Source organism: Streptomyces sp. NPDC102278 (assembly GCF_044766345.1).
Classification (GTDB): Bacteria; Actinomycetota; Actinomycetes; order Streptomycetales; family Streptomycetaceae; genus Streptomyces.
Map to the genome: position 1 here is coordinate 178,110 of NZ_JBIWLV010000007.1, position 17,428 is coordinate 195,537.

The window sequence follows — 17,428 nt, forward strand, 5'->3', positions numbered from 1 at the left end:
CGGACGGGCCGACGTTCTCGGGGGTGAGGACGCGTCCGCAGGGAGGGGCGTGTGCGGGCGGGGCATCAGTCGGCCAGGCCCAGGCCGCGGTCCTTGATCGCCTTCTCGGCGGCAACCTGCCCCTCGGACAGAGCCTTCACGAGGTCCGGCCCGGCGGCGTTCTGCGCCGAGTTGACCTGGAGGTGCGCGGGCCCCCAGGTCCAGCCCGGCAGGATCGTCGCCGCAGCCTCGCCCGCGAGGGCGTACGGGTTCTGCCCGTCGAAGTACGAGGCGTCGAACAGCTTGGCCGCCTCGGCCCGCATCTCCGGGTTGGCGGGCAGTGCGCTGCTCGGGGCTTTCAGCGAGCTGAGGCGGGCCTTGATCGCCTCCGGCTCGGTGGTCACCCACGTGATGAACTCGGCAGCCGCCTTCGTCTGCTTGCTGCCCTTCGGCACGATGTAGGAGGTCCCGCCGTACATTCCGGTCGCCGGTGTGCCGTCCCACGTCGGCAGTGGTGCCACGCCCCACTTGCCCTTCAGGTCGGGGTAGTTCGCGAGGAGCGTGCCTGCTGTCCAAGCGGCGCCGACGATGGTCGCGACCTGCCCGGACGAGCGTTCCTTGGCCTCGCCCTCGCCCCACAGCGGGGTCTTGGACGCGAGCCCGGACGCCATCAGGCCGTTCCAGTACTCCGCCACCTTCTTCGAGGCGGGGTCGTTGATGGCAACCTTCCACTGGTCGCCTTCGACCCCGTACCACTTCGCGCCCGCCTGCCAGGCGAGGCCGGCCAGCACGGCGGGGTCGCCGCCGCCGAAGTTCGTGATCCGCACGGAGGGATCGGCCCGGTTGATCTTCTCTGCGGCGGCCTTGTACTCGTCCCACGTCTTCGGCACGGTCACCCCGTGCTTCTCGAAGATGTCCTTCCGGTAGAAGAGTTCGAGGGGCGTCACGTCGAAGGGCACCGCCCAGGTCTTGCCGCCCAAGGTCACCAGGGACTGCACGGCCTGCGGGAACTTCTCCCCGACGAGCTTCCCGGAGGTCCCGGTGAGGTCCTCCAGATTCCCGCCGCTCGCGAACTCCGGGAGCGCGGAGTAGTCCATCGTGGCGATGTCGGGAGCGTTGCCGCCCTTGACCGCGTTCGCCAGTTTCGCCGCGCCGTCCGGCCCGCCGGGGATCGCCGAGAACGCGACCCGGATGTTCGGGTGCGTCTTGTTGAAGGCGTCGACCGTCTGTTGCGCGCCCGCCGACGAGGACCAGTACGTGACGGTGACCGGCCGGTCCGCCGTACCGGGCCCCCCCGCCGAACCGGCAGCGCCGGCGGCCCGCCCGTCACCGCCGCCACAGGCGGTGACGAGAAGGGCCAGGGAGGCGATCGAGGCCGTGAGGGCGAGTCGGGGCAGACGCGAACCGAGGCCGCGAGAAGCGGTACCACCGGAACCGGCCGCACCACCGGAACCGGCCGCACCACCGGAACCGGCCGCACCACCGGAACCGGCGGCCGCACCACCGGAAGCGGCGGCACGATCGGGAGCGGCCGGGTGACCCGAACGATCAGGGCGACCCGAACCCGAACGATCAGGGTGAGCGGAACGAGCAGGGCGGAGGAAGCTGCGCGACATGATTCGGCTCCTACGGGCACGACCGCCGGTGGCGGCGGATGGGCGAACGCGGCTCATCTTTTGGACGAACACGCACACCGTCAAGAGCGAACGCGCAACTCGATCGAAACGATCGTCAGAGGAGGGGTCGGTCGCCCTTTATGGGCGAATGGTCAGCCGGGGCAGCAGCTCCAGATGTTGACGAGGGGCCTCCTCGGCCCCGTCGGCTCCGCCCGCACCCACGCCCACGCCCGCACCCACGATCACCCCCGCACCCGCACCCGCACCCAAGTCCGCGCCCGTCCCCCTGACACCCCCCGCCGCTCCGAAGGCCAGCCGGTCCAGCAGCAACCCGGCTGCCCGGGCCCCCACTTCCCGCTTGGCCGGTGCCACCGCCGTCAGCGGTACGTCCGCCAGCCCCGCGACCTCGTCGTCGTACGTGATCACGGCCAGGTCCTCCGGCACCCGCACCCCCCGCGCCTGCAGCCTCGGGATCAGCATGATCGCGTCGGTGTCGCTGTGGATCAGGGCGGCGGTGACCCCGCGCGTCGTCACGGCCTCGTACAGGTAGTCCAGGGCCCGGGCGAACCGGTCGGCCACCGACAGGGGGTCGCTCGCGGCCGGCGGCCACGGCGGCGCCGGCTCCAGCCCGAGCGCGCTGACGGCGGCCTCGTACCCGGCGCGCAGGCGAGCCGTCGTCGGGGTCTCCTGGCAGGCCAGGGCGATCCGCCGGTGTCCCGAATCGACCAGGTGCCGCACCGCCCGGGCCGCTCCGTGCGCGTGGTCCGACACCACCCGGTCCAGCGCGGCCGCCGGATGGCCGGGCGGGGCCCACCGCTCCACCAGCACCGTCGGCACCGGCAGTTCCGCCGTCCAGGCCCCCTCGCCCGGCCCGGCCGAGCCGGTGTCCCAGTTCGGGGTCAGCAGCAGCCCGTCCGCGCCCGTGGAGAGCAGCCGGTCGGCCTGTGTCCGGTCCTCGCCCGGCAGGTACCGGGTCAGGCCCACGGTGAGCCGCGCCCCCCGCGCCTCGACCACCTCGCGGGCCCCGCGCACGACGTCGGCGTAGTAGTACTCGGTGGTCGGTACCACCATGCCGACCACCCACCCCTCGCCCCCGGCGGCAGCCAAGCCCTCCCGCCGACCCTCGCGCAACCCCTCGCGCCGGCCGGTGGGCGCCGGGGACTGCTCCACCCGACTGATCATTCCGTGCATCCGGTGGATCTCGCCCCGGGCGGCCATGGCCTCGATGTCCCGTCGCAGGGTCACGGGGGAGATGCCGAGCTCCCGGGCCAGGTCCGTGACGCGTACGCTGCCGCGCGCCCGGACGAGCGCGCGCACCTGGGCCTGGCGCTGGTCCACGTGTGCTCTCAAGGTGTCCCCCTGTATGCCGATCCGCCATCCATGCGTCACCTCATCATAGTGAGCCGAAACGATCGAATCGATCGCAAGCGTTCAATTGGTCATTGACGGCGTGCACAAGGCGTTCATATATTCGGCGGCGTTCCCCATCTCGCGTCATCTCGCGCTACGGCACCTCGCGTCACGGCATCTCACGTCACGGCATCTCGCCCCACCGCATCTGGCGCCCCCGGCCTCTCGCCCCTCGCCCGCCCTCTCGCCCGGCAATCCACCGCAGCATCTCGACACTCTCGGGAGTCAGCGCATGCTCACGTACGACCAGGACGGATTCCGACGCGCGGACCGCCCCCATCGCGTCATCTCGGGAGCCCTGCACTACTTCCGGGTCCACCCCGACCTGTGGAAGGACCGGCTCGTCCGGCTCCGCGCCCTCGGGGTCAACACCGTGGACACGTACGTCCCCTGGAACTTCCACGAGACGGCCCCGGGCAAGGCCGACTTCACCGGGTGGCGCGATGTCGGCCGGTTCCTGGGCATCGCCCGGGATCTCGGCCTCGACGCGATCGTCCGCCCCGGTCCTTACATCTGCGCCGAATGGGACTTCGGCGGCCTGCCCGCCCGCCTCCTCGCCCTGGACGGCCTCCATCTGCGGTGCTCGGACCCCCGTTTCCAGGCCGAGGTCGACGGCTGGTTCGACGCCGTCGTTCCCGCCCTGCTGCCGCACCTCGCGAGTCGGGGCGGGCCGGTGGTCGCGGTGCAGATCGAGAACGAGTACGGCTCGTACGGCAACGACGCCCGCTACCGCTCCCATGTGGAACGGGGGTTGACCGAGCGGGGAGTGGACTGCCTGCTGTTCACCGCCGACGGGCCCGAGGACGCCATGCTCCAGGGCGGCACGGTGCCCGGTCGCCTCGCCACCGCCACCTTCGGCGCCCGACCCGCCGAACGCCTGGAACATCTGCGCCGCTACCAGCGGACCGGCCCACTCGCCGCGATGGAGTTCTGGATCGGTTGGTTCGACCACTGGGGCGAGGAGCACCACGTCCGCACCGTCGAGGACGCCGCCGCCTCCCTCGACGAGCTGCTCGCCACCGGCGCCTCCGTCAACCTCTACATGGCGCACGGCGGGAGCAACTTCGGCTTCTGGGCCGGCGCCAACCACACCGGTTCACGCCCGGGTGACCCCGGCTATCAGCCGACCGTCACCAGCTACGACTACGACGCGCCCATCGGGGAGGCCGGCGAACTCACCCCCAAGTTCCACGCCTTCCGCGAGGTCATCGGCCGCTACGCGCCCCTGCCCGACGGTCCGCTGCCCGCCCCGCCGCCCCGGATGACACCCGCCCTGGCGACCCCCGCCGGCGGCGCTCCGCTCCTCGCGCACCTCGACCCGCTCGCCGGCCCGCCGGTGCTGCGCGCGGCGCCGGAGCCGATGGAGAAACTGGGTCAGGACCACGGTCTGATCCACTACCGCACCACGATCACCGGCCCCCGCTCCGCCATGCCCGTGCGGATCGACGGCCTCGGGGACCGTGCGTACCTGTTCGCCGACGGGAGTCCGCTCGGCGTCCTCGACCGCAACGCTCCCGACGAGGGGCTCGACCTGGCCGTCGGGGACGCCGGCGTGGTCCTCGACGTGCTCGTGCGGGCGCAGGGCCGCGTCAACTACGGCCCCCTGCTCGACGACCGCAAGGGCATCGGGCGCGGCGTCCGCCACGGTCACCAGCAGCTCTTCGAGTGGGAGATACGGCCGCTCCCGCTGACCGACCTCGGCGCACTGCGATGGTCGGACGTCCCGCCGGGAGAGGGCCCGCCGGGAGAGGGCCTGCCGGGGGAGTGCCTGCCGGGGGAGTGCCTGCCGACCTTCCACCGTTTCACCCACCACCTCGACGCGGCACCCGCCGACGGGTTTGTCGACGTGTCGACCTGGGGGACCGGCCTGATCTGGCTGAATGGGTTCCTGCTCGGTCACTACGACTCCCCGCGCGGTCCGCAGCGCACGCTGTACGCACCGGCCCCCCTGTGGCGGACGGGCGACAACGTGATCGTCGTCCTCGAACTGGAACGGCCCGGCACCGAACTGTTGCTGCGCGACCAGCCCGACCTCGGCCGCCCCACGGTGGTCACCCTCCAGTGAGAGAAGGTCCGCACGTGAAGCGCACCAGCGCCCGCCTCGCCGACGGTCGCGAGATCCTCTACTACCACGACGACGCAGACGACGGGGCGGACGACAGGGTTGACGACGGGGCGGAGGGTGGGGCGGGCGACAACGCGGAGGGCGGCCACCACGCCTTCCCCGACACCCGCCCCCTCGACGCCTCCGCGAGCGTCACCACCTCCGAGGTGCGCCGCGACCCGCTGCTCGGGGACAGCGTCGTCATCGCCTCCCACCGGCAGGGCCGCACCCACCTTCCGCCCGCCGACGCCTGCCCGTTGTGCCCCTCCACCGAGGACCGTGCGAGCGAGGTTCCGGCGCCCGACTACGAGGTGGTCGTCTTCGAGAACCGCTTCCCCTCCCTCGCGGGCGACACCGGCCGCTGCGAGGTCGTCTGCTTCACCCCGGACCACGAGGCCTCCTTCGCCGAACTCGACGAGCGGCGCGCGGCCCTGGTCCTGGCCGCCTGGACCGACCGGACCGCCGAACTCGCCGCCCGCGAAGGGGTCCGGCAGGTCTACTGCTTCGAGAACCGCGGCACCGAGATCGGCGTCACGCTCGCCCACCCGCACGGGCAGATCTACGCCTTCCCGTTCGTCACCCCGCGCACCACGCGCATGCTCGCCACCGTCGCCGCCCACCGCGCCCGCACCCGCACCGGCGACGGCACCCACACCCACACCCACACCCGCGATGGCGACGGTGGAGTCAACCTCTTCGAACAGGTCCTGGCCGAGGAGCGGGCCGACGGCCGCCGGGTGGTCCTCGAAGGGGAACACTGGACCGCCTTCGTTCCCTACGCCGCGCGTTGGCCGTACGAGGTCCACCTCTATCCGCACCGCAGGGTGCCCGATCTGCCGGCGCTCGACGAGGCCGCCCGCGCCGAGTTTCCCCGCGTGTACCTGGAGTTGCTGCGCCGCTTCGACCGGCTGTTCGGGCGGGCCGACCCGACCCCGTACATCTCCGCGTGGCACCAGGCCCCGACGGGCGAGGGCCGGGACGACTTCGCCCTCCACCTGGAACTGTTCACCGTCCGGCGGACCGCCGACAAGCTGAAGTACCTGGCGGGGACCGAGTCCGGGATGGAGGCCTTCATGAACGACGTCCGACCGGAGGACGCGGCCGCGCGGCTGCGGGAAGTGGCGAGCCGGTGAGCCGGGTGGCCCAGGAGTTCCTGGACCTGTACGGGTATCCGCCCGAGGGCGTCTGGGCGGCCCCGGGCAGGGTCAACCTGATCGGCGAACACACCGACTACAACGACGGGTTCGCCCTGCCCTTCGCGTTGCCGCACCGTACCGAGGTGGCGGTGGCCCGCCGCGCCGACGCGACCCTCGGGTTCCACTCCGCCGACGTCCCCTCGGGCGTGGTCGCTCTCGACCTCGCCGCCCTCGACCCGGCGCACCCGCCGCGCGGGCGGGACGGTTGGGCGGCCTACCCGGCCGGGGTGGTGTGGGCCCTCGTGGACGCCGGTTTCCCCGTCGGCGGCGTGGACCTGCACGTACGGTCCGACCTGCCGACCGGAGCCGGCCTGTCCTCCTCCGCCGCGCTGGAGGTGGCGACCGCCCTGGCCCTGGCCGAACTCCACGAACTCCCGCTCACCCGGCCCGAGGTGGCCGCTCTCGCCCGGCGCGCCGAGAACGCGTACGTCGGGGTGCCGTGCGGGGTCATGGACCAGCTGGCGTCGGCCTGCGCCACCGACGGTCACGCCCTGCGGCTGGACACCCGCTCGCTGGAACAGCGGCACATCCCCTTCGACTGCGCGGTGGCCGGGCTGCGCCTGCTCGTCGTCGACACCCGCGTCAAGCACGACCTGGCCGACGGGACGTACGCCGAGCGCCGCGCCACCTGCCACCGGGCGGCCCACTCCCTCGGGCTGCCCGCTCTGCGCGACCTTCCGTACGAGGACCTGGACCGGGCCCTGGCCGGCCTGGCCGATCCCTCGACGCGCGGACGCGTCCGGCACGTGGTCACCGAGAACGCACGGGTGCTGCGGGTGGAGGAGTTGCTGCGGGCCGGGCGCCTGCGCGAGACGGGGCCGCCGCTCACCGAGGGGCACGCCTCGCTGCGCGACGACTACGAGGTCTCCTGTCCGGAACTGGACCTGGCCGTGGCCACCGCGAACTCGGCCGGCGCGTACGGATCCCGGATGACCGGCGGTGGCTTCGGCGGCTCCGCCCTGACCCTGATCGACGCCGACGCGGAGGCGGAGGTGACCCGCGCGGTGACGGAGGCGTTCGCGCGGGCCGGCTTCACGCCGCCACGTGTCACCCGGGCCGTGCCGTCGGCGGGAATGAGCCGCGTGCTGTAGCGGGCCTGTTCGTCCGGCAGCGGCCGTCCGCGCAGGTCCACCACCGTCACGGCGCTCCTGGGGTAACTTCCAGTGGATCACGTGCAATCGCGAGAGTGGAGAAACGATCCCATGCGTCATGGCTCCCTGGGCAGTTCAGGTCTGCGGGTCTCCGCGGTCGGCCTCGGCTGCAACAACTTCGGTGGCCGCCTCGACGCCCGCGCCACCCGCGCCGTCATCGACGCCGCCCTCGACGCCGGCATCACCCTCCTCGACACCGCAGACATCTACGGAGGCCAGGGCGGCTCCGAGACCCACCTCGGCCAGGCCCTCAAGGGCCGCCGCGACCAGGTCGTGCTCGCCACCAAGTTCGGCTACGACGGCGTGGACATGGGATACGGGCCCGCGGCCGGGTCCCGCGGCGGCCGCGCGTACATCCGCCGCGCCGTCGAGGCGTCGCTGCGCCGGCTGGAGACCGACCACATCGACCTCTACCAGTTGCACAGCCCGGACCCCGACGTCCCCATCGCCGAAACCCTCGCCGCGCTCACCGAACTCGTCACCGAGGGCAAGGTCCGCTACATCGGACACTCCAACCTCAGCGGTTGGCAGCTCACCGAAGCCGCCCACGTCGCCCGGGAGATCGGCGCCGCGCCCTTCGTGTCGGCGCAGAACGAGTGGTCGCTGCTCCAGCGGTCCGCAGAACGGGAACTCGTACCGGCCGCCCTGCACCACGGCGTCGGTGTGCTCCCGTACTTCCCCCTGGCCAACGGCCTGCTCACCGGCAAGATCCGGCGCGGCGCGCCCGTCCCGTCCGGTTCGCGCCTCGAAGGCCGTGACGCCTACCTCACCGACGAACGCCTGGACACCGTCGAGGCCTTGGCCGCCCTCGCCGAGAAGTACGAGCGAACGGTCCTGGAACTCGCCATCGGCTGGCTCTGCGCCCAGCCGGGCTGCGCATCCGTCATCGCGGGGGCCACCTCCGCCGAGCAGGTACGGGCCAACGCGGCCGTCGCCGACCGTCCGCTGGAGGCCGCGCTGCTCGCCGAGATCGACGCCATCGACGCCATCGGCGCCACCGGCACGGGGGCGCGGTGAGCGCCACCGCGCTCCGCTGCGCCGTCCTCGACGACCACCAGGGCGTGGCGACCGCCTCCGCCGACTGGTCCACGCTCGCGGACCGGGTGGAGGTCGTCACCTACCCGGACCACCTGGACGACGAGGACCGGCTCGCGGCCCGCCTGGCCGACTTCGACATCGTCGTCACCCTGCGCGAACGGGTCCGCTTTCCGGCCTCGTTGCTCGACCGGCTGCCCCGCCTCGCCCTGCTCGTCGCGAGCGGCATGCGGAACTCGGTCATCGACTACGCCGCCGCCGAGCGAAACGGCGTGACCGTGTGCGGCACGGGCAGTTCCTCCGCCCCGCCCGTCGAACTCACCTGGGCCCTGCTGCTGGGCCTGGCGCGCGGCATCGTCCCCGAGAACGCCGCCCTGCGCGCCGCAGGACCGTGGCAGCAGACCCTCGGCGCCGATCTGTACGGGCGCCGGCTCGGCCTGCTCGGTCTCGGGAAGATCGGCGGCCGGGTGGCGCGGATCGGCCTCGCCTTCGGCATGGAGGTGACGGCGTGGAGCCAGAACCTCACGAGGGAACGCACCGACGAGGTGGGGGTGACCCTCGCCGCGTCCCGGCGGGAACTGCTCGCGGAGAGCGACTTCGTGTCCGTCCACCTCGCGCTGGGCGACCGCACCCGCGGCCTGGTCGGGGCGCCGGAACTGGCGTCGATGCGCCCGTCCGCGTACCTCGTCAACACCTCGCGGGCGGCCATCGTCGACCAGGACGCGCTGATCGAGGCGCTGCGCGAGGGGCGCATCGCGGGCGCCGGCCTCGACGTCTTCGACATCGAACCCCTGCCGCCGGAGCATCCCGTGCGCACGGCGCCCAACCTGTTGGCCACGCCCCACTTGGGCTACGTCACGCGGGGCAACTACGCGACGTACTACGGCGACGCCGTCGAGGACATCCGGGCCTACCTCGACGGCGCGCCCGTCCGGGTGCTCCGGTAGGTTCCGCGGACGCGGTCGGGCCCGGCGGGGAACGGGCCGCGGCGGCCCACGCGAACGGCCCGGGCGGTCCGCGAGGAGCGGACCGCCCGGGCCGTTCGTCCGGACGGCGGCGCGCTCAGGACACGATGTCCTTGCGGGAGAAGCCCCGGAACGCGAGCGCGAACAGCACCACCGCGTAGGACACCGACACGACCGTGCCCTTGATCATCCCGCCCCACTCCAGGTGTGGCTGGAGTGCGTCGGCCCACGCGAACTGCCAGTGCGCGGGCAGGAACTCGCGCCACGATCCGAGCGCGGTCACCGCGTCCAGGACGTTCCCGACGATCGTCAGTCCGACCGCCCCGCCCACCGCGCCGAGCGGCGCGTCCGTCCGCGTCGACAGCCAGAACGCCAGTCCGGCCGTGACCAGCTGCGACACGAACACGAAGGCGACGGCGATCGCGAGCCGCGGCAGCGTGTCACCGGCCGCCAACGTCCCGCCGGTGGGCAGCTTGAGCGGCCCCCAGCCGTAGGCGACCGTGCCCGCCGCCAGCGCCACCACCGGCAGCAGCACCATCGCCGCGAGACTGAACCCGAGGGCCACCACCAGCTTGCTCCACAGCAGCCGGGCCCGGGGCACCGGAGAGGCCAGGAGATAGCGAAGCGAGGACCAGCTCGCCTCCGAGGCGACGGTGTCACCGCAGAACAGCGCGACCGGTACCACCAGCAGGAAGCCGGCCGACACGAACAGGCAGGTGGCCGCGAAGTTCGCGCCCGAGGCCGTCGCCGTGTCGATCAGGGTGATCCGCCCGTTGCCGCCACCCCGTTCGTTCGGGGTGCCGCCCACCGCGAAAGCGATGATCATGATGAAGGGGAGCGCCGCGAGGATCCCGCCCATCACCAGGGTCCGCCGCCGGCGCCACTGACGCAGCGCCTCCACACGCAGCGGCAACGTACGGCCCGCGCGGTAGCCGTCGGCCACCTCCGTCGTGGCCACCTCCGTCACGGCGCTCACGCCGAACCTCCGATCAGGGTGAGGAAAGCGTCCTCCAACCGGCGGTGCGGTCCCACCGCGGAGACCGGCACCTCCAGCCGCACGAGTTCCGCGATCAGTTCGGCGGCCGTCGCGCCTTCGAGCCGTACGAGCAGTCCGTCCTCGGCGGTCACCACCGAGCCGACCCCCTCCAGCGCCGCCACCTTCTCGACGAGGAGTTCGTCCACCGACCCGGCCAGGGTCACCAGCAAGGTGTCCCCGCCGCCGGTGATCTCCGCGACCTCGCCCGCCTGCACGAGCCGGCCGCGGTCCATGACGACCAGGTGCGTGCACGACTGCTCCACCTCGGAGAGGAGGTGGCTGGAGACGATGACGGTGCGCCCGGCCGCCGCGTACCGGATCATCACGTCACGCATCTCCCGGATCTGTGGCGGGTCCAGGCCGTTCGTCGGCTCGTCGAGGATCAGCAGGTCCGGCATGCCGAGCATGGCCTGCGCGATGGCGAGCCGCTGTCGCATGCCCTGGGAGTAGGTGCGCACGGCGCGTTCCAACGCGTCGCCGAGTCCGGCGATCTCCAGGGCCTGCGCCATGTGGGAGTCCGCCGCCGGCCGGCCGGTGGCCCGCCAGTACAGCTCCAGGTTGGCCCGACCCGTCAGGTGCGGGAGGAAGCCGGCGCCCTCCACGAAGGCGCCGACCCGCGACAAGACCGGGGAGCCGGCCCGCACCGCGTGCCCGAACACCCTGATCTCACCGGCGTCCGGGGAGATCAGGCCCATCAGCATCCGCAGGGTGGTGGTCTTGCCCGCGCCGTTGGGACCGAGCAGACCGAGCACCTGACCCTTCTCCACCCGGAACGACAGGTCCCGTACGGCGTAGCGGTCCCGGGCCTTCGCGTAGCGCTTCGTCAGGCCGGTGATCTCCAGCGGGACGTCGGCCGACGCGGGGTCGGGCGTCGCCGCCCCCGCCCGGTCCCCGGCGCGGCCCCTGCCGGTCCGCCGCAGCCCCAGCAGTGCCGCGGCGAGGGCGAGGGCGCCCAGGGGCAGCCCCCAGGTCCAGCCGGGCAGGCTCGTGGCCGCGGTGCGCACATCCGGGACGACGGGCACCGACAGCGGGCCCCGGGCCGAGACGGTGTACGTGGCGGGCGCGGCGGGTGAGGCGTACCCGAGGTCGGTGGCCGCCACCACCAGGCGCAGTCGGTGGCCGGCTTCGACGGCGTGGTCGACGGCCGGCAGCCGCACCTGGACGGTACGGCCCTGTGCGGCGTCCGTCACCCGGACCGGGGCGACGAGTTGGCTGGGCAGCACCTGCCCGCGACCGTCGGGTCCGACGTCGTACACCTTGCCGAACAACACGGCCGAACCGTCGCCGGCCGTCGACCTCACGTTCAGGGTGACGGTCGGGGTGCCGGTGATGCGCACCTCCTCGGTCATCGGCCGCGATTCGAAGCGGGCGTTCTGCCCGGGGAAGTCCAGCGAGATCCCGGCCCCGAAGGCGGCGAGCTGACCGCCGATCCCGGGCAACGAGGACAGCGAGGGCGGGGCGCCGCCCGCCGGATTGGCGAACGTCTGCTCGCGGCCGGTGAGCGCGAACTCCCGGGGCGTCGAGACGAGCCCGGGATAGCGGTCGTCGCTCGCACCGCGCACCTGCACGGTCCCGTCCGTGGAATCGATCCCGCCGGTGCGCGAGACCCGGAACGCGGGTCCCGTGTCGACCCGCTCGTCGCCCTTGAGATAGCGGTCGAACCAGGCCGTCACCCGCGACTCGACCCGGCCGGCCTCGCGCATCCCGCCGTCGTGGCCACCGCTCGCCCAGTCCACCGAGACGGGCGCGCCGTTCGCCGCGACGGCCTTGGCCATCGCGTCGGCCTGGTCGAGCGGGAAGAGCGAGTCGTCCTGCCCCTGCACGATCAGGGTGGGCACCTTGATCTTGTCGCCCACCGCCGAGGGGCTGCGCCCGGCCAACAGTTCACGGGCCTCGGCGTCGGGCTTCCCGGCGACCGCGACCCGCTCGTACATCGCGCACAGCTCCGGCTGGAACCGTCCGCAGCCGGGCGCGGCCATCGGATCGGCGGACCGCGCCGACGGCTGGAGGGCCGCCGCACCGCCGCCGGCACCGCCACCCTCGGCGCCGGCGCCCGCGGCGCCGGCACCCGTCAGGCCGCCGCCCGTCGCGCCGGTGGTGAAGAAGATGCCGGTCCACAGCTTCTTGAACACGTCGTTCGGGAAGAGGGAGTCGGCGAGGTTCCAGTACGTGATCTGCGGGGCGATGGCGTCCACCCGGCGGTCGTGCCCGGCGGCGAGGAGCGCCGCCGCACCGCCGTACGAGGCCCCGGCCACGCCCACGCGCGGATCGCCCGCCGCGTCGAGCCGCACCTCGGGCCGGGCCGCGAGCCAGTCGACGAGCCGGGAGACGTCCTTGCCCTCCAGCTCGGGATCGTTCAGCCCGATCCGGCCGCCCGAGCGGCCAAAGCCGCGCGCCGACCAGGTCAGTACCGCGTACCCCGCACGGGCCAGCCGTTCCGCCTGCGGGCGGACGTCCTCCTTGCTGCCGCCGAAGCCGTGGCCGAGGAGCACGGCGGGTCGGTTCCCCGTCGCCTCCCCGCCCTCGCCGGCCGTGAAGTACGAGATGTCGATCCCGGCGTCGGGCATCTGCAATACGTGGTCCTGGCGTTGCACGCCGGGCGGGTCGGCGGACGTCGCGGCGGTGGCCGTCAACGTACCGGCCCCCGCCACGACGACCAGCGCGGCCGCGCCGGCCAGCAGGCGGTCCCGGCGACGCCGGGGCAGTCGGAGCTTCATACAGGAAGCCTAGACGTCCGGGCGCCGACGCCGGAGAGCCCGCAGGGTGAGCCCGACACCTTCTCAAGGACTACCCGGGCGGCCCCCCGTACCGCGCCTGCCGTACAGGGGACGGCGCGCCCGCCGTACGCGGCCGGCCGCCCACCCGCCGTACACGCCGGAGCGCGGGGGCGGATCCGCGCGGTCGACCTGCGCGCGGGCACGAGCGGCGGCAGGATGGTCCGCATGCTGCTCGCCGAGGTCGCGCGCGTGTCCCGAGAGGTCTCCGAGACCTCCGCCCGCTCCGCGAAGACCGCCCTGCTCGCCCAGCTGTTCGCCGCCGCGCCCGCGGAGGAGGCCGCCGTCGTCGTCTCCTACCTCGCCGGGCGGCTGCCGCAGGGACGCCCCGGCATCGGAGCGCGCACCCTCGGCCGGGAGGTCACCCCCGCCCCCCGGCCCACCCTCACCGTCGGCGAGGTCGACGCGGCCGTCACCGAGCTCGCCGCCGTCGCGGGCGCCGGTTCCCGCGCGGAGCGGCACCGGATCGTGGACGCCCTGCTGGGCGCGGCCACCGAGGCCGAGCAACGGTTCCTGCGCGGCCTGCTCTTCGGCGAGGTGCGCCAGGGCGCGCTGGACGCGGTCGCGCTGGACGCGGTGGCCGCGGCCACCGGGGTACCGGCCGCCGCGCTGCGCCGCGCCGTGATGCTCGACGGATCCCTGCCCCGGGTCGCCGCGGCGGTCCTGGCCGAGGGGGCCCGGGCGCTGGAGGGCGTGACCCTGCGGGTCGGGCGGCCGGTCCAGCCGATGCTGGCGGGCACCGCCGCGTCGGTGACCGAGGCGCTGGCCGCGCTCGGGCCCTGCGCGGTGGAGGAGAAGCTGGACGGGATCCGCGTACAGGTCCACCGCGACGGACCGGACGTACGGATCCACACCCGCTCCCTCGACGAGATCACCGACCGGCTGCCGGAGGTGGCCGAGTCGGCCCTGACGCTGCCCGGTGAGCGGTTCATCCTCGACGGCGAGGTCGTCGGGCAGGGACCCGACGGGCGGCCGGTCCCCTTCCAGGAGGTCGCGAGTCGCGTGGGCTCCCGCGTGGACGTGGCGACCGCCCGGCGGACCCTTCCGGTCCGCGTCCACTTCTTCGACGTCTTGGCCGCGGGGGAGGACGTGCTCCTCGACCTGCCCGTCCGCGAGCGGTACGCGGTGCTCGCGGAGCTGGTCCCGGAGGCCTTCCGCGTCCGGCGTCTGGTGGTGGAGGACCCGACGGCCGACGGGGCGAGCGCCGCCGCCGAGGAGTTCGCGGCCGAGTCCTTGCGCCGGGGCCACGAGGGGGTGGTGGTCAAGGGCCTCGACTCGGTCTACGCGGCCGGCCGGCGCGGCACGCACTGGCTCAAGGTCAAGCCGGTGCACACCCTCGACCTGGTGGTCCTGGCCGCGGAATGGGGACACGGGAGGCGCACGGGCCTCCTGTCGAACCTGCACCTGGGCGCCCGCGCCGCCGACGGGACCCACGCCATGCTCGGCAAGACGTTCAAGGGCCTCACCGACGTGATGCTGCGCTGGCAGACCGAGCGGCTGCTGGAGCTGGCGCTGGAGGACGACGGTTTCACCGTCCGGGTCCGACCCGAACTCGTGGTGGAGATCGCCTACGACGGCCTGCAACGCTCCTCGCGCTACCCGGCCGGGGTGGCGCTCCGTTTCGCGCGGGTGCTCCGGCACCGCCCGGACAAGGACGCGGGGGAGGCGGATACCGTGGAGAGCGTGCTGGGCGCGCGTCCCACGTAGCCGACCACCGGCGCTTTTGCCTCAGAGGCAAGAGTGTTTGCCAGAGGGGTAAGAATCTGGCTCAATCGACGCATGACAACCGGTCCTGCCTCCGGCCCCGACGAAGCGGCCGAACCCGACGATCCGTCGAGTGAACTCCCCACCGTGGCACCCCGCCTGCGCGACCTGCGCCGCCGCGCCGGACTCACCCTGGAGGCCGCCGCGGCGAGGGCCCGACTCTCGCCCGCCCACCTCTCGCGGCTGGAGACGGGCCGGCGCACGCCCTCGTTGCCCCTGCTGCTGGAACTCGCCCGCACCTACGGTACGACGGTCTCCGAGCTGCTCGGCGAGACCCGGGCCGTGGCCGACCCGATCGTACGGGGCGGCGGGCCCGGTGCCCGCGAGGCCGACGGCTGGACCTACTGGCCGGCCGGTGGTTCGGGGCGGGGGATGCAGGCCCTGCGCGTACACGTGCCGCAGGGCCGGGACCAAGGCGAACTGGTCAGGATCCACCCCGGCGAGGAGTGGCTGTACGTCCTCACGGGGCGGCTGCGGCTCCACCTGGGAGAGGTCGAGCACCTGCTCGCCCCGGGGGACAGCGCGCACTTCGACTCGCTCACGCCCCACCGGATCGGCGCGGCCGACGCCGCCGGCGCCGACCTGCTGTTCGTCCACACGCTGCTGCAGAGCGGCCTCGCCGGGGTCTGCCTCGGCGGCGCGACCCAGCACCACCACTAGCCGAGGAGTCGCACCATGCCCCAGGGAGAGAACGTGACCGCCACCGCCTCCGCGAGCGCCCCCGCGAACGAGGTCCCGCACGTCCCCGCGAACGAGGTCCCGACGGGTCCGGCCGAGCAGGCCGAGCCGACCCGGCAGCCGGAGACCGGGGTCGCGCCGGACACGCTGCTCAAGCGCATCGAGTCCAAGTTCCCCCGCGGTCTGATCATCCGCCTGATCGCCTACCTCTTCGTCGGTCACCTCTTCGCCTTCTTCGTCTACCTGCTCTTCGTGCTGGGCGCCGAGAACCAGTAGGGCCCGCGGCCTCGGGGTGCCGGGCCGCGGGCCCGTCGCACGCGCGTCGCGCACGGTTCCGACGGGGGCGGCGCGCACGCCCGCCGTCGGATCCGCCGCCGCGCTCCGGCGCGCGGGGAATCAGAGCGCGGTCGGTTGCTGCATCGTGGAACAGTGGATGCCCCCGCCGCCGCCCATCAGCCGGTCCACGTCGAGCTGGACCACCTCGCGGCCCGGGAAGGCCGCCGCGAGCGCCTGGCGGGCGCCCGCGTCCTTCGCCCGGTCCCCGAACTGCGAGGTGATCACGGCGCCGTTGGCCACGTGGAAGTTCAGGTAGGAGTCGACGAAGTCGGGGTTGTCGGAGCGCGGGGTGTCCGGGCCGTCGACCTTGAGGACCTGGAGCCGGCGGCCCCTGGCGTCGGTGGCGGCGGACAGGATCGCGAGTTGCTGCCGGGCGTCCTTGGCCCAGATGTCGGTGCGGTCGGCGGGCGGTACCTGGACCATCACGACGCCGGGTCGGATGAACCGGGAGGTGACGTCGATGTGGTCGTCGGTGATGTCCTGCCCCTTGATCCCGGGGACCCAGAGCATCTTGTCCGCGCCGTAGGCGGCGAGGACCTCCGCCTCCACCTGGGCCCGGCTCAGTCCCGGGTTGCGGTTCTTGTTGACGAGGCTGCTCTCGGTCGCCATCAGGGTTCCGTCGCCATCGGTCTCGACCGAGCCGCCCTCCCCGACGAACGTCGCCGTGCCGAACGGAAGTGACTCGCGGGAGGCGATCAGCCGGGCCACGTTCTCGTCCTTGCGGTGGGTCTGCTTGTTGCCCCACCCGTTGAAGTTGAGCCCGATCGCGTCCACGGCGCCCGCGCCGTCGCGGCGGAAGACGGCGCCGCTGTCACGCATCCAGAGGTCGTCGACGGGGATGGTGGAGATGACGGTGACGGTGGAACCGCAGCGGGACCGGGCGGTCGCCGCCGCGCTCGCGTCCGCCGCGCACATCACGACGGGTTCGAAGCGGGCGACGGTCCGGGCGATGAGGGCGATGTCCTGCTGCACGTCGGCGAGGTCGGAACCCCAGATGGAGCGGTTGGAGGGCCAGGCCATCCAGGTGCGCAGGTGCCGGACGTCATCGAGCGGGACGGTCATCCGGCCGGCGGCGGCCCCGGCCCGGGGTGCCCGGCCCGCAGGTGCGGACGCCTGGGCGGACTGCGGGACGAGGCCGCCGAGGGCGAGTGCGGCGGCGCCGACTCCCGCCGAGCGCAACAGGGTTCTGCGGTGTGGATTCATTCGAACCTCCGGAGGAGGGGGATGAGGGGTAGGCGCACTGTGGCACTAACTGAAATTTCAGTCAAGGAGTCGGGCGCGCACCGAGAAGCCCGATGACGGACAAGCACCTGCAAGAACTCGACAATGTGGCGCAGATTCCCGCAGGACTCTTGCCGGGTTCCCGCGCGGAGCCCTACTGTCC

General features: G+C 73.4%; 13 protein-coding genes. 8 read left to right on the plus strand and 5 right to left on the minus strand.

Annotation, left to right across the window (positions count from 1 at the left end; genetic code table 11):
• Window positions 1–65 precede the first annotated feature (65 nt).
• Together ACIRO3_RS19360 and ACIRO3_RS19365 are read right to left on the minus strand one after the other, a co-directional pair.
• Complete coding sequence (locus tag ACIRO3_RS19360; protein WP_404138138.1) at window positions 66–1,595, minus strand: ABC transporter substrate-binding protein; 1,530 nt, start codon at window positions 1,593–1,595, stop codon at window positions 66–68.
• A gap of 138 nt (window positions 1,596–1,733) precedes the next feature.
• Window positions 1,734–2,945 carry a substrate-binding domain-containing protein gene (locus ACIRO3_RS19365; RefSeq protein ID WP_404138505.1) on the minus strand — a complete coding sequence of 404 codons (1,212 nt, stop codon included), beginning with the start codon at window positions 2,943–2,945 and terminating at the stop codon, window positions 1,734–1,736.
• A 292-nt stretch (window positions 2,946–3,237) separates the two neighbouring features.
• Between ACIRO3_RS19365 and ACIRO3_RS19370 the strand changes: the two genes are divergently transcribed.
• The 5 genes from ACIRO3_RS19370 (at window position 3,238) to ACIRO3_RS19390 (ending at window position 9,438) form a co-directional block, all read left to right on the plus strand.
• The gene (locus ACIRO3_RS19370; RefSeq protein WP_404138141.1) at window positions 3,238–5,070 is read left to right on the plus strand and encodes a beta-galactosidase family protein; all 1,833 of its coding nucleotides are present in this window, start codon (window positions 3,238–3,240) and stop codon (window positions 5,068–5,070) included.
• A 14-nt stretch (window positions 5,071–5,084) separates the two neighbouring features.
• Window positions 5,085–6,242 carry a galactose-1-phosphate uridylyltransferase gene (galT, locus tag ACIRO3_RS19375; RefSeq protein ID WP_404138144.1) on the plus strand — a complete coding sequence of 386 codons (1,158 nt, stop codon included), beginning with the start codon at window positions 5,085–5,087 and terminating at the stop codon, window positions 6,240–6,242.
• A complete protein-coding gene (gene galK, locus ACIRO3_RS19380; protein ID WP_404138147.1) occupies window positions 6,239–7,396 on the plus strand; it encodes a galactokinase in 1,158 nt (385 codons plus the stop codon). Before galT ends, galK begins: the two co-directional genes overlap by 4 nt.
• Before the next feature lie 111 nt (window positions 7,397–7,507).
• Window positions 7,508–8,473 (plus strand): aldo/keto reductase, encoded by a 966-nt coding sequence (locus ACIRO3_RS19385; protein ID WP_404138149.1) that lies wholly within the window; start codon window positions 7,508–7,510, stop codon window positions 8,471–8,473.
• On the plus strand, window positions 8,470–9,438 hold the full coding sequence (locus ACIRO3_RS19390; protein WP_404138152.1) for a D-2-hydroxyacid dehydrogenase family protein: 969 nt from the start codon (window positions 8,470–8,472) through the stop codon (window positions 9,436–9,438). The genes ACIRO3_RS19385 and ACIRO3_RS19390 overlap by 4 nt, the downstream gene beginning before the upstream one ends.
• A 115-nt stretch (window positions 9,439–9,553) precedes the next feature.
• On the opposite strand, the gene ACIRO3_RS19395 is transcribed toward ACIRO3_RS19390, so the two are convergent.
• Together ACIRO3_RS19395 and ACIRO3_RS19400 are read right to left on the minus strand one after the other, a co-directional pair.
• Complete coding sequence (locus ACIRO3_RS19395; protein ID WP_404138155.1) at window positions 9,554–10,432, minus strand: ABC transporter permease; 879 nt, start codon at window positions 10,430–10,432, stop codon at window positions 9,554–9,556.
• The gene (locus tag ACIRO3_RS19400; protein WP_404138158.1) at window positions 10,429–13,209 is read right to left on the minus strand and encodes an alpha/beta fold hydrolase; all 2,781 of its coding nucleotides are present in this window, start codon (window positions 13,207–13,209) and stop codon (window positions 10,429–10,431) included. Before ACIRO3_RS19400 ends, ACIRO3_RS19395 begins: the two co-directional genes overlap by 4 nt.
• 225 nt (window positions 13,210–13,434) lie before the next feature.
• Between ACIRO3_RS19400 and ACIRO3_RS19405 the strand changes: the two genes are divergently transcribed.
• The 3 genes from ACIRO3_RS19405 (at window position 13,435) to ACIRO3_RS19415 (ending at window position 15,984) form a co-directional block, all read left to right on the plus strand.
• The gene (locus ACIRO3_RS19405) at window positions 13,435–14,973 is read left to right on the plus strand and encodes an ATP-dependent DNA ligase (protein ID WP_404138161.1); all 1,539 of its coding nucleotides are present in this window, start codon (window positions 13,435–13,437) and stop codon (window positions 14,971–14,973) included.
• Window positions 14,974–15,045: 72 nt separating this feature from the next.
• The gene (locus tag ACIRO3_RS19410; protein WP_365999812.1) at window positions 15,046–15,690 is read left to right on the plus strand and encodes an XRE family transcriptional regulator; all 645 of its coding nucleotides are present in this window, start codon (window positions 15,046–15,048) and stop codon (window positions 15,688–15,690) included.
• Window positions 15,691–15,705: 15 nt separating this feature from the next.
• Window positions 15,706–15,984 carry a DUF6126 family protein gene (locus ACIRO3_RS19415; protein WP_404138164.1) on the plus strand — a complete coding sequence of 93 codons (279 nt, stop codon included), beginning with the start codon at window positions 15,706–15,708 and terminating at the stop codon, window positions 15,982–15,984.
• A 120-nt stretch (window positions 15,985–16,104) separates the two neighbouring features.
• Here ACIRO3_RS19415 and ACIRO3_RS19420 read toward each other — a convergent pair whose 3' ends face one another.
• On the minus strand, window positions 16,105–17,247 hold the full coding sequence (locus tag ACIRO3_RS19420) for an agmatine/peptidylarginine deiminase (protein ID WP_404138167.1): 1,143 nt from the start codon (window positions 17,245–17,247) through the stop codon (window positions 16,105–16,107).
• Window positions 17,248–17,428 lie beyond the last annotated feature (181 nt).